This window comes from Streptomyces bluensis (genome assembly GCF_014650715.1).
GTDB classification, from domain to species: Bacteria; Actinomycetota; Actinomycetes; order Streptomycetales; family Streptomycetaceae; genus Streptomyces; species Streptomyces bluensis.
Window position 1 is genome coordinate 577,312 of sequence record NZ_BMVM01000002.1, and the last position, 14,387, is coordinate 591,698.

Genomic DNA, 14,387 nt, shown 5'->3' on the forward strand with positions numbered 1-14,387 from the left:
GCAGCATCGGCGCCAGGCCGGACGTACGACCCGAAGGAGCCTCATGACCACCGCACCCCAGCCGGAGACCCTGGCCGCGTTCGAGGCCGCCAAGGGATTCATGCCCACCGACGAGGGGCTCGCGCTGTACGCGGCGGCCGTCGAGGCGGGCCGGCTCGGACTCCCCCTCCTGGAGGTGGGCACGTACTGCGGACGGTCCACGATCCTGCTCGCCGACGCGGCCCGGGCGGCCGGGGTCACCGCGCTGACGGTCGACCACCACCGGGGCAGCGAGGAGCAGCAGCCCGGCTGGGAGTACCACGACCCGGAGACGGTCGACCCCGAGCTCGGCCTGATGGACACCCTGCCCACCTTCCGCCGCACGCTCCACAGGGCGGGACTGGAGGAGCACATCGTCGCCCTGGTCGGCCGTTCCCCGCAGATCGCGAAGATCTGGAGCACCCCTCTCGCCCTGGTCTTCATCGACGGCGGCCACACCGACGAGCACGCGAGCGCCGACTACGAGGGCTGGGCACCTCATGTGGCCGAGAGCGGCCTGCTCCTCATCCACGACGTGTTCCCGGACCCGGTGGACGAGTTCACCGGCCAGGCCCCGTACCGCGTCTACCTCAGGGCCCTGGAGTCCGGCGCGTTCACGGAGATCTCGGTGAGCGGCTCACTGCGGGTGCTGCGGCGGACGGGGACGGGGATCTGAGGCGGACACCACCCGCAGGGAGCTCACCACCCGCAGGGAGCTCACCAGCCGCACGGCGCTCACCACCCGCACGGCCGTCACCCGAGCGACACCGACGGCCTGCGGGCCCCGGGAGCGCCCCGTAAGGTGACGGTCGTGTCGTACGTAGGCCCGGACTTCGATCCGCCCCAGCCCCGCCGTTCCCCGCTGCGCCGCCCGTTGGTGGTCGCGGCCGCCGCGTTGGTGCCAGGGGCGCTGGCAGGGTGGCTGCTGTGGCAGGCCACGGGGAGCGGGGGCGAGGCGGGCGGGTCCGGCGGCGTGGCGGCGGGGGCGTCTTCCACCGGGAAGACCGCCTCCACCGGATCGGGCGACGACGACAAGGTCCCCACCCCCTCGGCCTCCGACCCGTCCTCGTCGTCCTCGCCCTCCGTTCCCGCCGCCTCCGGCCCCCTCTCGGGCAAGGTCGTCGTCATCGACCCCGGCCACAACCCCGGTAACTTCCAGCACACCACCGAGATCAACCGCAAGGTGGACATCGGAACAAACCGCAAGGAATGCGACACAACGGGGACCTCCACCAACTCCGGCTACACGGAGGCCGACTTCACGCTCGACGTGGCGCGGCGTGCACGGAAGATCCTCGAAGAGCAGGGCGCCACGGTGAAGTTCACGCAGGACGGGAACCGGCCGTGGGGGCCGTGCGTGGACGAGCGGGCCCGGATCGGGAACGAGGCGCACGCCGACGCCGTCGTGTCCGTCCACGCGGACGGCTCGGGCGCCGGGAACCGCGGATTCCATGTGATCCTCCCGGGCGCGGTGCACGAGGGCGCCGCCGACACCCGGCCGATCGTCGCCCCCTCCCGCGACCTGGGCGAGCGGGTCGCGGGCAGGTTCGTCCGCAACACGGGCAGCGCACCCTCCAACTACATCGGCGACGGCACCGGTCTCGTCACGCGCAAGGACCTGGGCGGTCTCAATCTGTCGACCGTTCCCAAGGTGTTCATCGAGTGCGGCAACATGCGCGACAGCAAGGACGCGGCACTCCTCACCAGCGGCGCCTGGCGACAGAAGGCGGCGCAGGGCATCTCTGAGGGAATCGTGAGTTTCGTGCGCAAGTAACGGGGAGCCGTGTTCAGCGGGCTGATCCCGACGGACACTGTGACTGATCGGACGATAGTGTCGTCCCTACGATGAGGGGCCACCTCTGCGCTTCACACCACGGCCGCACGGCGACCTGGTGTCAGCGACGCCTCCACCGATGACGTGCCGACTGACGAAGGACCAGCTGAAGTGAATATCCGCTCCCTCACTAGAGGCGACGGCGTGGTGATCGGAGCAGCGGTGTTGCTGTTCATCGCGTCGTTCCTCGATCTCTACTCCGTCGACGAGGCTCCCGACAGTGCCGACCTCCCGAGCCTCTGGGGCAGCGGGCCGGTCGTGCTCAGCGTCGTCCTGGCGGGGATCATCGGCGCCGCGCTCGTCGTCGTCACGCGGAACGTGCCGCAGGTGCCCAAGGTCGCCGGCCTCGACCTCGGTCAGTTCGGCGTCGCGTTCACGATCTTCGCCGCGTGGAGCGCGCTGGGCAACATCTTCGACGTGATGGGCGGCACCGACAACGGCAGCAGCGCGGACCTCGGCATCAGCCCCGGCACCGGCGTGATCCTCGCCCTCATCGCCACCCTGGTCATGGCCGCCGGGGCGGTCGCCACCCCCCTCGTCCCGGCTCTGAAGGCCGCCCTCATCCCCGCCCCGCGCCCGCAGGCCCCGCAGCCGTACGGCGCGCAGCCGCCCGCCGGCTACGGCTACCCGGGCGCCCAGCAGCCGGGTCCGGGTCAGCCCTACGGCGGCCAGCCGGGCCAGCCGTACGGGGCCCAGCCGCAGCAGACGCAGGCCCCGCAGCCGGCGCCGAGCGACTTCTCGCCGTTCTGGTTCGCGGTGCCGGTGCCCCGCCCGCTGTTCGCGGAGGACGGCACGCAGTCGACGATCGCGGAGCTGGCGCCGGGCACCTGGTACCTGGCGGTCGAGCAGCGCGGTCCGGCGCTGGTCGCGCAGACGCAGGACGGCCGCCGGGGTGTCCTCCAGGACACGAGCGGCATCCAGCGCGGCTGACGCGTCGGCCCGCACCCGTACGGCCCTTCGCCCCTTCCGGGCGAGGGGCCGTTGTCGTACAGTCATCCTCGCGGCCAGGGAATCTGACGGACCGTCAGGAGGTAGGCGCATGCGGCTCGGTCTCGCCCTCGGCTACTGGGGCCGCGGCCCCTCGCCGGACCATGTGCCGCTCGCGCAGGAGGCCGAGCGGCTCGGCTACGACTCCGTGTGGACGGCGGAGTCCTGGGGCTCGGACGCCTTCACCCCGCTGACCTGGATCGCGGCCCGCACCTCAAGGATCAAGCTGGGCACGGCGGTTGCCCAGATGGCGGCCCGCTCGCCCACGACCACCGCGATGCACGCCCTCACCCTGGACCACCTCTCCGGCGGCCGGATGCTGCTGGGCCTCGGGCTCTCCGGCCCGCAGGTCGTCGAGGGCTGGTACGGGCGCCCGTTCCCGTCGTCGCCGCTCACCGCGACCAGGGAGTACGTCGACGTCGTACGCCAGGTGCTGCGGCGCGAGGCCCCCGTCGCACTGGACGGGCGCTTCCACTCCCACCCGTACCGCGGCGAGGACGGCACCGGCCTCGGCAAGCCCCTGAAGCCGATCACGCACCCCCTCCGCCGCGACCTCCCGGTCCTGCTGGGCGCGGAGGGCCCGAAGAACATCGCGCAGACCGCGCGCATCGCGGACGGCTGGCTGCCGCTGTACTGGTCGCCGACGCGTACGGAGGTGTACGAGGCCCCGCTCGCCGGCGCGCCCGAGGGCTTTGTCGTCGCGCCCATGGCCCGTGCCCAGGTCTGCGACGACGTGGCGGAGGGGCTGCTGCCGGTGAAGACGATGCTCGGCTTCTACATCGGCGGCATGGGCCACGCCAAGCGGAACTTCCACGCCGACCTCATGGCGCGCATGGGGTACGAGGAGGAGGCCCGGCACATCCAGCAACTGTTCCTGGAGGGCCGCCGCGAGGAGGCCGTTCTCGCCGTCCCGGACGCCTTCGCGGACGAGATCTCCCTGGTCGGCCCGAGGGAACGGATCGCCGAACGCCTGGAGTCATGGCGCAAGGGCCCGGTGACGGACCTGCTGCTCCTGTCCCCTGACCGCCATACGCTGCGAGTGCTGGCGGAGCTCAACTCCTGACTCCCGACTCCGGACTCCCAATTCCGGACTCCCAACTCCTGTGGCGCAGCAGGACTGTTCTGGTTTCGTCCTCGCTTCGAGGGCTACTCGCAGACCATGTCCCCTCATTATCGCGCCACCCGGGCCGGGAGGATCATCGCGGTCATCGCGGACGTCATGGCCTTCATCCTCGGCTTGTGGATCCTGATGTACCTGCTGGACGCGAACCGCGCGAACGACTTCGTGCAGTTCATCCACGACACGGCCCGCTGGCTGGCGGGCTGGTCCCATGACCTGTTCACCTTCGACGAGGCCTGGGCACGTGTGGTCGCGGGCTACGGGCTCGCCGCAGTGGTGTACCTCATCGTGGGGCACACCATCGCCAACCGGATCTACCGGCACTGAGAGCCACTGTTCTCGCCCGCCCGCACGGTCGCGCCTAACAGCACTCCGTGTCGAGCCCGCGCGGCAGGCGCTCGCCGCCGAACACCGCACACGTCGGTTCGTCGCCGCCCAGGGCGGCCACCGCCAGGAGCAGGGAGCCGGCCGTCCAGGTGGTGAGTTCCTCGGGCCAGATCCTGCGGTCCTCGAAGACGTAGCCCGTCCAGTACAGGCCGGTCCTCTCATCGCGCAGGTGCTGGATCGACTGGAGGATCTCCAGTGCGCGGTCGGACTCGCCCATCGCCCACAGGGCCAGGGCGAGTTCGGCGGACTCGCCGCCCGTCACCCACGGGTTGGGGACCACACAGCGCACCCCGAGGCCGGGGACCACGAAGCGGTCCCAGCCCTCCTCCATGCGGGACTTGGCCTCCGGGCCGCTGAGTGCGCCGCCCAGCACCGGGTAGTACCAGTCCATCGAGTAGCGGTCCTTGTTCAGGAACCGCTCGGGGTGGCGCCGTATCGCGTGCCGCAGCGTGCCCGCCGCCAGCTCCCAGTCCGGCTGCGGCTCTTCCCGCTGCTCGGCGATGGCCAGGGCGCAGCGCAGCGCGTGGTGGACGGAGGACGAGCCCGTGAGGAGCGCGTCGGTGGTCCGCGTGCCGTCGTCGTCCTGCCGCCAGCCGATCTGGCCGCCGGCCTGCTGGAGGCCCAGCACGAACTCCACCGCCGCGTACACGGTCGGCCACATGCGGTCCAGGAACATGTCGTCGCCCGTGGACAGGTAGTGGTGCCAGACGCCCACGGCCACGTACGCGACGAAGTTGGTCTCCCGGCCGCGGTCCGTGACGTCGTCCGGGTCGCCGTCGGCGTACGCCGCGTACCAGGAGCCGTCCTCGTTCTGGTGCCGGCGCAGCCAGTCGTACGCCCGCTCGGCGGCCTCGTGTTCGCCCGCCGCGTCGAGGGCCATGGCGGCCTCGGTGTGGTCCCACGGGTCGAGGTGGTGCCCGCGGAACCACGGGATGGCACCGTCCTCCCGTTGCCCGGCGAGGATGCCCCGGACGGTCTCGGCGGCCTCCTGCGCGGTGAGGACCCCGGGCAGGACGAGGTGTTCTGTCCGGGGGGTGGTCACTCGGCGGCCGCCTCGGTCTTCTCGGAGAGGCGGGGCTGGGGCAGGCGGGGCAGGTGGGGCTTGGTCGCGTACGCCACGAAGCTCTTGCCGATCAGCGGGTTCAGCGCCTGTTCGGCGACCCGGGTGGCCAGCGGCTTCTTCATGATGTCCCAGACGAGCAGCTTGTGGTACGCCCGCACCGGCAGCGCCTTGTCGTTGTCGACGCCGAACGCGCACTTCAGCCACCAGTACGGCGAGTGCAGGGCGTGGGCGTGGTGGGTGCCGTACGGGCGCAGGCCGGCCTCGCGCATCTTCGCCAGCAGTTCGTCCGCCTTGTAGATGCGGATGTGGCCGCCCTCGACCTCGTGGTACGCGTCGGAGAGCGCCCAGCAGACCTTCTCGGGGCCGTGGCGCGGGACGGTGACCGCTATGCGTCCGCCGGGCTTCAGTACGCGCACCATCTCGGCGAGTACGCCCTTGTCGTCGGGTATGTGCTCCATGACCTCGGAGATGATGACGACGTCGAAGGAGGCGTCCGGGAAGGGCAGGGCGAGCGCGTCGCCCTCCATAGCGGTGGCTGTCGCCCCGGCCGGGGCCTCCCCCGCCTCCCTCATGGCCGCGAACCACTTCGCGACCTCGCGGATCTCCTCGCCGTTCCGGTCGAGCGCCACCACCCGGGCGCCCCGCCGGTAGCACTCGAAGGCGTGCCGTCCCGCTCCGCAGCCGAGGTCCAGGACACGGTCCCCCGGGGCGAGCGGGAACCGGGAGAAGTCGACGGTCAGCACGTGGCCCTGCTTTCGGGATCGGGTTCGACTACTTCGGCTACTTCGACTGCTTCGCCTACGTCGCCTGCTGGGGCTGCTGCGGCCGGTGCGCCCGCGCTGGTCAGGCCCGTTACGCCCGTTGCGCTTGTTGCGTTGCTTGTTGCGCTTGTTGCGGCGGGTACGTCCCGGCCCGCGGCCGCCCGTGCGATCGCCTCGCGGTAGTGGGCCACCGTGCCCTCCGCCGCCCTGGCCCAGGTGAAGCGGGACAGCACCCGCTCCCGGCCGGCCGCGCCGAGCCGGACGCGCAGTTCCGGGTCGCCCAGGAGCCGGCTCAGCGCGGCGGCCAGCGCGCCCGCGTCACCGGGGGGCACCGCGAGGCAGGTCTCCCCGTCGGGGCCGGCGACCTCCGGGATCGCCCCGCCGGTGGTGGCGACCAGCGGCGTCCCCGTGGCCATCGCCTCGGCGGCGGGCAGCGAGAACCCCTCGTACAGCGACGGCACGCACGCCACCTCGGCCGACCGCACCAGGTCGACCAGTTCCGCGTCGGAGATGCCCTTGACGAACTCGACGGCGCCTTCGAGGCCGTACCGCTCGATGGCCTGCGCGACGGGCCCGTCCTCGGCGCGTTTGCCGACGACGACGAGATGCGCGCGGGCGTGCTCGGTCCGCACCTTGGCGAGCGCCTCGATGAGGTGGACCAGGCCCTTGAGGGGGACGTCCGCGCTGGAGGTGGTGACGATCCGGCCGGGTGTCTGCGGTACGGACGGGTCGGGTGAGAAGAGGTCCGTGTCGGCGCCTATGTGCACGACGTGGACACGGGACTCGGCGACCCCCAGGTGGTCGACGATCTCCTGACGGGACGTGCCCGAGACGGTGAGCACGGACGGCAGACGGCGCGCGACCCGCTTCTGCATGCGGGTGAACCCGTACCAGCGCCGTACCGACGTCTTCCGCCGCCAGCCCTCGGCCGCGTCCAGCTCCAGTTGCCGGTCCACGGTGATGGGGTGGTGGACGGTGGTGACGAGTGGGGCGCCGACATCGCCCAGCAGCCCGTATCCGAGCGTCTGGTTGTCGTGCACGACGTCGAACTCGCCGCGCCGGGCGCGCAGATGGCGGCGGGCGCGCAGGCTGAAGGTCAGCGGCTCGGGGAAGCCGCCGGTCCACATCGTGGCGACCTCCAGGGCGTCGATCCAGTCGCGGTACTCGTCCCGCTTCGGGGTGCGGAAGGGGTCGGGCTGGCGGTACAGGTCGAGGCTGGGCAGCTCGGTGAGGGAGAGCCGGCCGGGGCCGTCGGTGCGGTTCTCGTCGAGTCCGCCCAGTACGTCGAGCACGGGGTACGGCTGGGCGCCGATGACCTCGACGCGGTGGCCGAGCCGGGCCAGCTCGCGCGAGAGATGCCGTACGTAGACGCCCTGACCCCCGCAGAACGGGTTCCCTTTATAGGTGAGGAGCGCGATGTCGAGCGGTCGCATGCCGTCGGCGGCAGGGCCCTCCTGGGGACCCGCCTCCCTGGCCTCAGCGGTCACTCCGGGCCCCCTTCTCCCCGCACTTTCCCGCGAGGGTACGTCGGGACGGTAATCTAGAACAAGTTACAGAGTTGATCGTTCAGGAGGCTTCGAATCTACCGGCAGGTAGCCCCGCCGTGGGCGGTGGGTCAGGTGATTCACGCCACGACGGGGTGGCATGCATCCATGGTGTGCGTCACGTAATCCACCGATTCGCGCGGCACCCGGATGCCCTGCCATGCTGATGCGTCGTTCCTCTCGCCGAACTGTCACGGAACGGGACCCATGCCTGCGGAAGCCAAGGTGGAAGCCAGTACCTCGCGCTCAGCGGCGCAGTCCGACACCCCTGCCCTCACCGAGCGGCAGGAGGCACGCCGGCGCCGCATCCTGCACGCGAGCGCGCAGTTGGCGAGCCGGGGCGGTTTCGACGCGGTCCAGATGCGTGAGGTCGCGGAGTCCTCCCAGGTGGCGCTCGGCACGCTGTACCGCTACTTCCCGTCCAAGGTCCATCTGCTGGTCGCCACGATGCAGAGCCAGTTGGAGCACATGCACGGCACGCTGCGGAAGAAGCCGCCGCAGGGCGAGACGGCGGCGGAGCGGGTGGCGCAGACCCTGATGCGCGCCTTCCGCGCCCTGCAGCGCGAGCCGCACCTCGCCGACGCCATGGTGCGCGCCCTGACGTTCGCGGACCGCAGCGTCAGCCCGGAGGTCGACCAGGTCTCCCGCCAGACCACGGCGATCATCCTCGACGCCATGGGCCTGGAGAATCCCACTCCCGACCAGCTCTCCGCGGTCCGCGTCATCGAACACACCTGGCACTCGGCCCTCATCACCTGGCTCTCGGGCCGTGCGTCGATCGCCCAGGTGAAGATCGACATCGAGACGGTGTGCCGGCTGATCGACCTGACGAGTCCTCCGGCACCACGGGACTGACCCGGAGAGCCGACTGCTGCACGACCTGTACCTTGCCGGTATGGGACTGAAGCGCACGTGCACCCGCATCTGGGACGAACCGTTCGTCACCGACGAGGAGACGGTCGACCTGGGCGGCCCCGTCACCCGGGACGACGTGCGCGCCGCCGTGCGGGCGGGCTACGAAGCTCGCGAGCGGCGCAACGAAGAGCGATCCGGGTGATCGCCGTCGCCGAAACGTCCGGACTGCTGACGCTGTTCAACCGCTCCGACTCCGACCACCCGGCAGCACGGAAGTCCGTGGGCCGGTGCAGTCTCCTCGTCGCGACCCCACTCAGCCTCACCGAGGTGCGCCACGTGGCCACGGCCCGCGCCGGGCGGGCCGTGGCCAACGCCGTCCTCACCCGCGACCTGAGGGACTTCCGCGCCATACGACCGATCGGCAGCACGTACACGTACTTCCGCATCCTGCCCGACGACGCCGACTGAGCCGGGCTGCCCGCGCCCGGCGCCTACTCCTCCGGCGGGAACACCGCCTCCCCACTCGCCAGCAGCGTGATCGCGATGGCCTCCACCGGGCAGCTCTCCGCGGCCTCCAGGATCTTCTCGTTGGCGTCGGTGTCGGGGGCGGCGGGGTGGGACTGGCGGCCCGCATCGAGGTGGAAGCCGTCCGGGGCGTGGTGCACGCACTGGGCCGAGCCGATGCACAGGGAGCGGTCGACCTCGACGTGCCAGCGGTCGCCCATCCTCACGCCTCCCAGCCCGCGGGCAGGTGGATCATCTTGTGCTCGAAGTACTCGCCGTACCCCTCGGGCCCGAACTCGCGCCCCAGGCCCGAGTTCTTGTAGCCGCCGAACGGGCCGAGCATGTCGAGGCTGAAGGTGTTGACGGAGTACGTGCCCGTACGGACCTGCCGGGCGACCTCGATGCCACGCTCGGTGTCCGCGGTCCACACGCTGCCGCTCAGCCCGTACTCGGAGTCGTTGGCGATCTTCACCGCCTCGCTCTCGTCGCCGTACGGGATGAGGCAGATGACCGGGCCGAAGATCTCCTCGCGGGCGATGCGCATGGCGTTGTCGACGTCACCGAAGAGGGTCGGCTCGACGTACCAGCCCTGCTCGAAGCCGGCCGGACGCCCGCCGCCGGTGAGGAGCTTGGCGCCCTCCTCCTGGCCGATGCGGATGTAGTCGAGGGAGCGTTGCTGCTGGCGGCGGGCGACCAGGGGGCCGAGCTCCGTGGCCGGGTCGAGCGGGTCACCGACCTTCAAGGCACTCGCGGCGGCGGCGAAGGCCCCGGCGAACTCGTCGTAGCGGGTGCGCGGGACGAGGATGCGGGTCTGGGCCACACACGCCTGGCCGTTGATCATCCAGGCGAAGGGGGCGATGCCCGCGACGGCGGTCTGCGCGTCGGCGTCCGGCAGGATCACCGCCGCGGACTTGCCGCCCAGTTCGAGAGTGACGCGGGTCAGGTTGCGCGCACAGACCTCCATGACCCGCTTGCCCGCGGCGACCGAGCCCGTGAAGGACACCTTGTCCACGCCCTCGTGCCCCACCAGGTACTCGCTGACCTCACGGTCGGCGGGCAGGATCGACAGCACGCCCTCGGGCAGCCCCGCCTCGGCGGCGATCTCCCCCAGCAGGTAGGCGTCGAGCGGTGTTTCCGGCGACACCTTCAGCACCGCGGTGCAGCCCGCGAGCAGCGCGGGCGCGAGCTTGGCGGCGGCGGTGAACTGCGGCACGTTCCACGGCACGACGGCCGCGACCACCCCGACGGGCTCCCGCCGCACCAGCAGTTTGCCGAGCACACCGTCCCGCTTCTCCTCGTAGGTGAAGCCGCGCGCGGTCGTGATCGCCGCGTCCCACACCATCATCGAGGCGAGCGCCTGCACCATGATCGACGAGGTGTAGGGGGTGCCGTTCTGGGCGGAGATCACACGGGCGATCTCCTCGTGGCGGACCGCTATCGCGTCCTTGATCCGGGTGACGACCTCGATGCGCTCGTCCAGCGTCGCACGCGGCCAGGGCCCCTCGTCGAACGCCCTGCGCGCGGCCGCCACCGCCCGGTCCACGTCCGCCCTGGAGGCGTGCGGCACACGGCCGATGACCGCCCCGGTGTGCGGCGAGACCACCTCGATGACGTCCTCGCCGAGGGGGTCCGTCAACTCCCCGCCGATGAACAGCTGTCCGTGTTCCACGAGCTCGGCCATGGTCGACTGCCTCCCCGGGTGTCCCTCTGGTATTCCGCTGGTATGTCGCTGGGATTCCTCTGGTATTCCTCTGACGAACCATCAGACATGGGAACTGATACCAGTTCCAGTGGGAGGAGTCCACGGCCGGGACGGGTACGGGACGGGTACGCAGCGGGTACGCGGCGGGTACGGGACAGGCGCACGAGGGGTCGACTCGGGGTCTCATCGAAACTTGTTCTAGTTATAGTTGTGCCCGGACACGGCGATGGGGGACCTCATGGCGGCGAGTACGCGGGTGACCGATCACGGTGGGGGCGTGTGGAGCATCCAGGTGCCCATCCCGGACAACCCCCTCGGCCACACGCTCGTGTACGTGGTCGACACCGACCGCGGTCCCGTACTGATCGACGCCGGCTGGGACGACCCGGCCTCCTGGGACACGCTCACCGAGGGCCTGACCGCCTGCGGTACGTCCGTCGGCGAGCTGTACGGCGTCCTCGTCACCCACCACCACCCCGACCACCACGGCCTGTCGGGCCGGGTGCGCGAGGCCTCCGGTGCCTGGGTGGCGATGCACGCGGCCGACCTCGCGATCGTCCGCCGGACCCGTGAGACCAGGCCGGGCCGGTGGTTCACCTACATGACGGCCAAGCTCACGGCCGCGGGCGCCCCCGAGGAGCACGTGGCGCCGCTGCGCACCTCCGAGCCCCGCACGCTGCCGGGCCTCTCCCCCGCGCTCCCCGACCGCGAGATCGTCCCCGGCGAACTCCTCGACCTCCCCGGCCGCCGCCTCCGCGCGATCTGGACCCCGGGCCACACCCCCGGCCACGTCTGCCTCCACCTGGAGGAGTCCCATCCCGCCCAACTCCCCGGCCACGGCCGCCTGTTCTCCGGTGACCATCTGCTCCCGGAGATCTCCCCGCACATCGGCCTGTACGAGGACCCGGACGACGCCACGGTCACCGATCCCCTCGGCGACTACCTCGACTCCCTCGAACGCGTCGGCCGGCTCGCGGCTGCCGAGATCCTCCCGGCCCACCAGTACGCCTTCACCCACGCCCTGTCCCGTGTGGGTGAGTTGCTCACCCACCACGAGCAGCGCCTCGCCGGGCTCCTGACCCTCCTCTCGGACCCGCTGACCCTGTGGCAGCTCGCCGAGCGCACGGAGTGGAACCGGCCCTGGGCCGACATCCCCCACGGCTCCAGGAACATCGCTGTCTCGGAAGTCGAGGCCCATCTGCGCCGCCTGGTCAAACTGGGCCGCGCGGAGGCGGTGCCGGGCACGGACCCGGTGACGTACGTGTCCGTGTGAACCCCGCGGGCCCGCGGGGCCGCCACCCGCACTCGCACTCGCACCCGCACCCGCACCCGCACCCGCACCCGCACCCGCACCCGCACCGACAAGCCACCCCATGGGCATGTCACCGCGGGCAGGTAGAGTGTGCCGGTCGTCATCACACCCGTACGGGGGGAAGCCGGTGCAAATCCGGCGCTGACCCGCAACCGTGAGCCGCTCCGAGCCCGAAAGGGGTGGCAAGTCGGAATGCCCCGTACGGACGTGACCGGCTCGCATCACCGGCAACCCGCCGGTGACGGCGCCGTCGAGGCATACGGAGCCGAGCCGCCCGGCTGTGCCGTGCTGTCCGGCTCCCCTATCGGGGGAGGCACCGCCCGTCATGAACATCCGTCGCAGCGCCGCGATACTCGCCGCCACAGCCGTGGCCGTACTCGGTACCGGGGCCGTGCCGGTCACCGCCCTCGCCGACGACTCCTCGCCCTCCGCCTCCCCGTCCCGGGCGGCCCCCCGAGGGCTGTACGGCTCCGCCGATCCGACGTACGACGGTGTCTGGCGCCAGTCCCTCGCCCTGCTCGCCCAGGACACCGTGGGCGTGAAGCCCGCCGCCGAGGCGGTGGACTGGCTGGTGGGGCAGCAGTGCGACAGCGGGGCGTTCGCGCCGTACCGTGCCGACGCCTCCGCGAAGTGCGACGACAGGACGCCGGTCGACACCAACAGCACCGCGGCGGCCGTGCAGGCCCTCGCCGCTCTCGGCGGGCATGACGGCGAGATCGGCCAGGCCGTGCGCTGGCTGAAGGGTGTGCAGAACGAGGACGGGGGGTGGGGCTACCAGCCGGGTGGCGCGAGCGACGCGAACTCCACGTCCGTCGTCATCGGTGCCTTCGTGGCCGCCGGCGACGAGCCCGGGGACCAGAAGAAGGGCGGGTACTCCCCGTACGAGGCACTGCGCGCCCTGTCCGTGCCCTGCGCCGAGGACGGCGCCGGCGCCTTCGCCTTCCAGCCCGACAAGAAGGGGAAGCTGACCGCGAACGCCGACGCCACGGCGGCCGCGGTGCTGGGCGCTCTCGGCCAGGGGTTCGTGCCGAAGCCCGGTGCGGGCGACGCCGGTACGGCCGCCGAGTGCGTCGGCGGTGACGACTTCTCACCCGAGGACGCGGCCCGCAACGGGGCCCTCCACCTGGCCAAGGCCCTCGCCAAGGACGGCTATCTGAAGTCCTCCCTCGCGGGCGCCGAGGACCAGCCCGACCACGGCAACACGGCCGACGCGGTCGTGGCACTCGCCGCCGCCGGCCAGAAGGACAGCACCGCGCGGCCGCTGGCCTGGCTGGAGAAGAACTCCGGCCCCTGGGCGGCCGGGGCGGGCCCGGCCGCGTACTCCCAGCTCATCCTCGCCGCCCACGCCACCGGCACCGACCCGCGCGACTTCGGCGGCACCGACCTCGTCGAGAAGCTGAACGCGACCGGCCCCGCCCCCGAGGAGACGGTCCGCTCCACCACGACCGACGCGGACGAGAAGGGGCAGGACGACGGCCCCGTGTTCGGCGTGTGGTGGGTCGTCGGGACATGCCTGGTCGCCGGTATCGGTGTCGGGTTCCTGCTCAGCGGCCGCACGAAGAAGCAGCAGCTGTGATCCGTCGTCGTACGTCCCTCGCGAGCCTGTTCCCATTCCCGTTCCGGTTCCTGTTCCTGCTCGTCTCCGCCCTCGTCCTCGTTGTCGGGGGTGCCGACCCGGCGCGGGCCGCCGGCTACCGCTACTGGTCGTTCTGGGAGCGGGACGGCGGGCGGGACGGTGGTTCGGCCTGGACGTACGCCACGCAGGGCCCGTCGACCGCCCGGCCCTCCGACGGCGACGTCCAGGGCTTCCGTTTCACGGTCAGTCAGGATGCCGACGACGCGGCCGGGCCGCGTGGTGCGGCGGACTTCGCGTCCCTCTGTGCGCGGACGCCCCCGCGCGAGGGCCACAAGCGCGTGGCCCTCGTCATCGACTTCGGTACGGCGGCGGACGCCCCGTCCGGTGAGACGCCCCCCGCACCGCGGACGGCCTGCGCCCGCGTGCCGGAGGACGCCACGACCGCCGACGCCCTGGCTGCCGTGGCGGGCCCGCTCCGCTACGACACGAACGCCCTGCTGTGCGCCATCGCGGACTACCCGGAGAAGGGCTGCGGCGAGCCGGTCCAGGACACCGGGGCGGGCACCTCGGACGAGGATCCGCAAACGTCCGCGCCCGCGTCCGCGTCCGGCAGTGAGGACGGCTCCTCCGGAGGCCCGTCCCTCGGCCTGTTCGCAGGTGCCGGTGTCGTGGCGTTGCTGGGCGCGGCGGCGGTGTGGCAGGCGCGCCGCCGCAGGGGCTGAGG

The 14,387-nt window shown here is 71.9% G+C and carries 16 protein-coding genes and 1 riboswitch; of the genes, 11 read left to right on the top strand and 5 right to left on the bottom strand.

The genetic code is table 11. From position 1 onward, the window contains the following. Positions 1-43 precede the first annotated feature (43 nt). The 5 genes from IE262_RS07745 to IE262_RS07765 all read left to right on the top strand — a co-directional run bounded on the left by IE262_RS07745 (position 44) and on the right by IE262_RS07765 (position 4,286). Positions 44-694 (top strand): class I SAM-dependent methyltransferase, encoded by a 651-nt coding sequence (locus IE262_RS07745; RefSeq protein WP_189872282.1) that lies wholly within the window; start codon positions 44-46, stop codon positions 692-694. Between the two features lie 135 nt (positions 695-829). Beyond that, positions 830-1,792, top strand: coding sequence for an N-acetylmuramoyl-L-alanine amidase (locus IE262_RS07750; protein WP_189872285.1), 963 nt, complete (start codon positions 830-832; stop codon positions 1,790-1,792). Between the two features lie 171 nt (positions 1,793-1,963). Then, positions 1,964-2,782, top strand: coding sequence for a hypothetical protein (locus IE262_RS07755; RefSeq protein WP_134031828.1), 819 nt, complete (start codon positions 1,964-1,966; stop codon positions 2,780-2,782). A gap of 109 nt (positions 2,783-2,891) precedes the next feature. After that, entirely contained in the window at positions 2,892-3,902 is a 1,011-nt protein-coding gene (locus IE262_RS07760) for an LLM class F420-dependent oxidoreductase (RefSeq protein ID WP_189872288.1), read from the top strand. Between the two features lie 96 nt (positions 3,903-3,998). Beyond that, positions 3,999-4,286 (top strand): hypothetical protein, encoded by a 288-nt coding sequence (locus IE262_RS07765; RefSeq protein ID WP_134031822.1) that lies wholly within the window; start codon positions 3,999-4,001, stop codon positions 4,284-4,286. A gap of 34 nt (positions 4,287-4,320) precedes the next feature. Here IE262_RS07765 and IE262_RS07770 read toward each other — a convergent pair whose 3' ends face one another. The 3 genes from IE262_RS07770 to IE262_RS07780 are packed head-to-tail and all read right to left on the bottom strand — an operon-like array spanning position 4,321 to position 7,657. Further along, positions 4,321-5,388, bottom strand: coding sequence for a prenyltransferase/squalene oxidase repeat-containing protein (locus IE262_RS07770; RefSeq protein WP_134031819.1), 1,068 nt, complete (start codon positions 5,386-5,388; stop codon positions 4,321-4,323). Further along, positions 5,385-6,152: a class I SAM-dependent methyltransferase gene (locus tag IE262_RS07775; RefSeq protein ID WP_134031816.1), complete on the bottom strand. Its 768-nt coding sequence runs from the start codon at positions 6,150-6,152 to the stop codon at positions 5,385-5,387. The genes IE262_RS07770 and IE262_RS07775 overlap by 4 nt, the downstream gene beginning before the upstream one ends. Further along, complete coding sequence (locus tag IE262_RS07780; protein WP_189872291.1) at positions 6,146-7,657, bottom strand: glycosyltransferase family 4 protein; 1,512 nt, start codon at positions 7,655-7,657, stop codon at positions 6,146-6,148. Before IE262_RS07780 ends, IE262_RS07775 begins: the two co-directional genes overlap by 7 nt. Before the next feature lie 264 nt (positions 7,658-7,921). On the opposite strand from IE262_RS07780, the gene IE262_RS07785 reads away from it, so the two are divergent. From IE262_RS07785 to IE262_RS07795, 3 genes are read left to right on the top strand one after another with little or no spacing between them, the layout of a single operon-like run. After that, positions 7,922-8,569: a TetR family transcriptional regulator gene (locus tag IE262_RS07785; RefSeq protein WP_134031813.1), complete on the top strand. Its 648-nt coding sequence runs from the start codon at positions 7,922-7,924 to the stop codon at positions 8,567-8,569. A 40-nt stretch (positions 8,570-8,609) separates the two neighbouring features. Continuing rightward, positions 8,610-8,771 carry a hypothetical protein gene (locus tag IE262_RS07790; RefSeq protein WP_166681562.1) on the top strand — a complete coding sequence of 54 codons (162 nt, stop codon included), beginning with the start codon at positions 8,610-8,612 and terminating at the stop codon, positions 8,769-8,771. After that, entirely contained in the window at positions 8,768-9,037 is a 270-nt protein-coding gene (locus IE262_RS07795; RefSeq protein ID WP_134031810.1) for a PIN domain-containing protein, read from the top strand. Before IE262_RS07790 ends, IE262_RS07795 begins: the two co-directional genes overlap by 4 nt. A 23-nt stretch (positions 9,038-9,060) precedes the next feature. On the opposite strand, the gene IE262_RS07800 is transcribed toward IE262_RS07795, so the two are convergent. Further along, positions 9,061-9,294, bottom strand: coding sequence for a ferredoxin (locus tag IE262_RS07800; protein ID WP_189872294.1), 234 nt, complete (start codon positions 9,292-9,294; stop codon positions 9,061-9,063). A gap of 2 nt (positions 9,295-9,296) precedes the next feature. Further along, entirely contained in the window at positions 9,297-10,754 is a 1,458-nt protein-coding gene (locus IE262_RS07805) for an aldehyde dehydrogenase (RefSeq protein WP_189872297.1), read from the bottom strand. A 259-nt stretch (positions 10,755-11,013) separates the two neighbouring features. Between IE262_RS07805 and IE262_RS07810 the strand changes: the two genes are divergently transcribed. The 3 genes from IE262_RS07810 (at position 11,014) to IE262_RS07820 (ending at position 14,385) form a co-directional block, all read left to right on the top strand. Then, positions 11,014-12,048 carry a Strvi_7410 family MBL fold metallo-hydrolase gene (locus tag IE262_RS07810; protein ID WP_189872300.1) on the top strand — a complete coding sequence of 345 codons (1,035 nt, stop codon included), beginning with the start codon at positions 11,014-11,016 and terminating at the stop codon, positions 12,046-12,048. A 156-nt stretch (positions 12,049-12,204) separates the two neighbouring features. Beyond that, positions 12,205-12,285, top strand: a riboswitch (cobalamin riboswitch). A gap of 127 nt (positions 12,286-12,412) precedes the next feature. Further along, complete coding sequence (locus tag IE262_RS07815) at positions 12,413-13,663, top strand: SCO2321 family membrane protein (protein WP_189872303.1); 1,251 nt, start codon at positions 12,413-12,415, stop codon at positions 13,661-13,663. Further along, positions 13,660-14,385, top strand: coding sequence for an SCO2322 family protein (locus IE262_RS07820; RefSeq protein ID WP_229877146.1), 726 nt, complete (start codon positions 13,660-13,662; stop codon positions 14,383-14,385). The genes IE262_RS07815 and IE262_RS07820 overlap by 4 nt, the downstream gene beginning before the upstream one ends. Positions 14,386-14,387 lie beyond the last annotated feature (2 nt).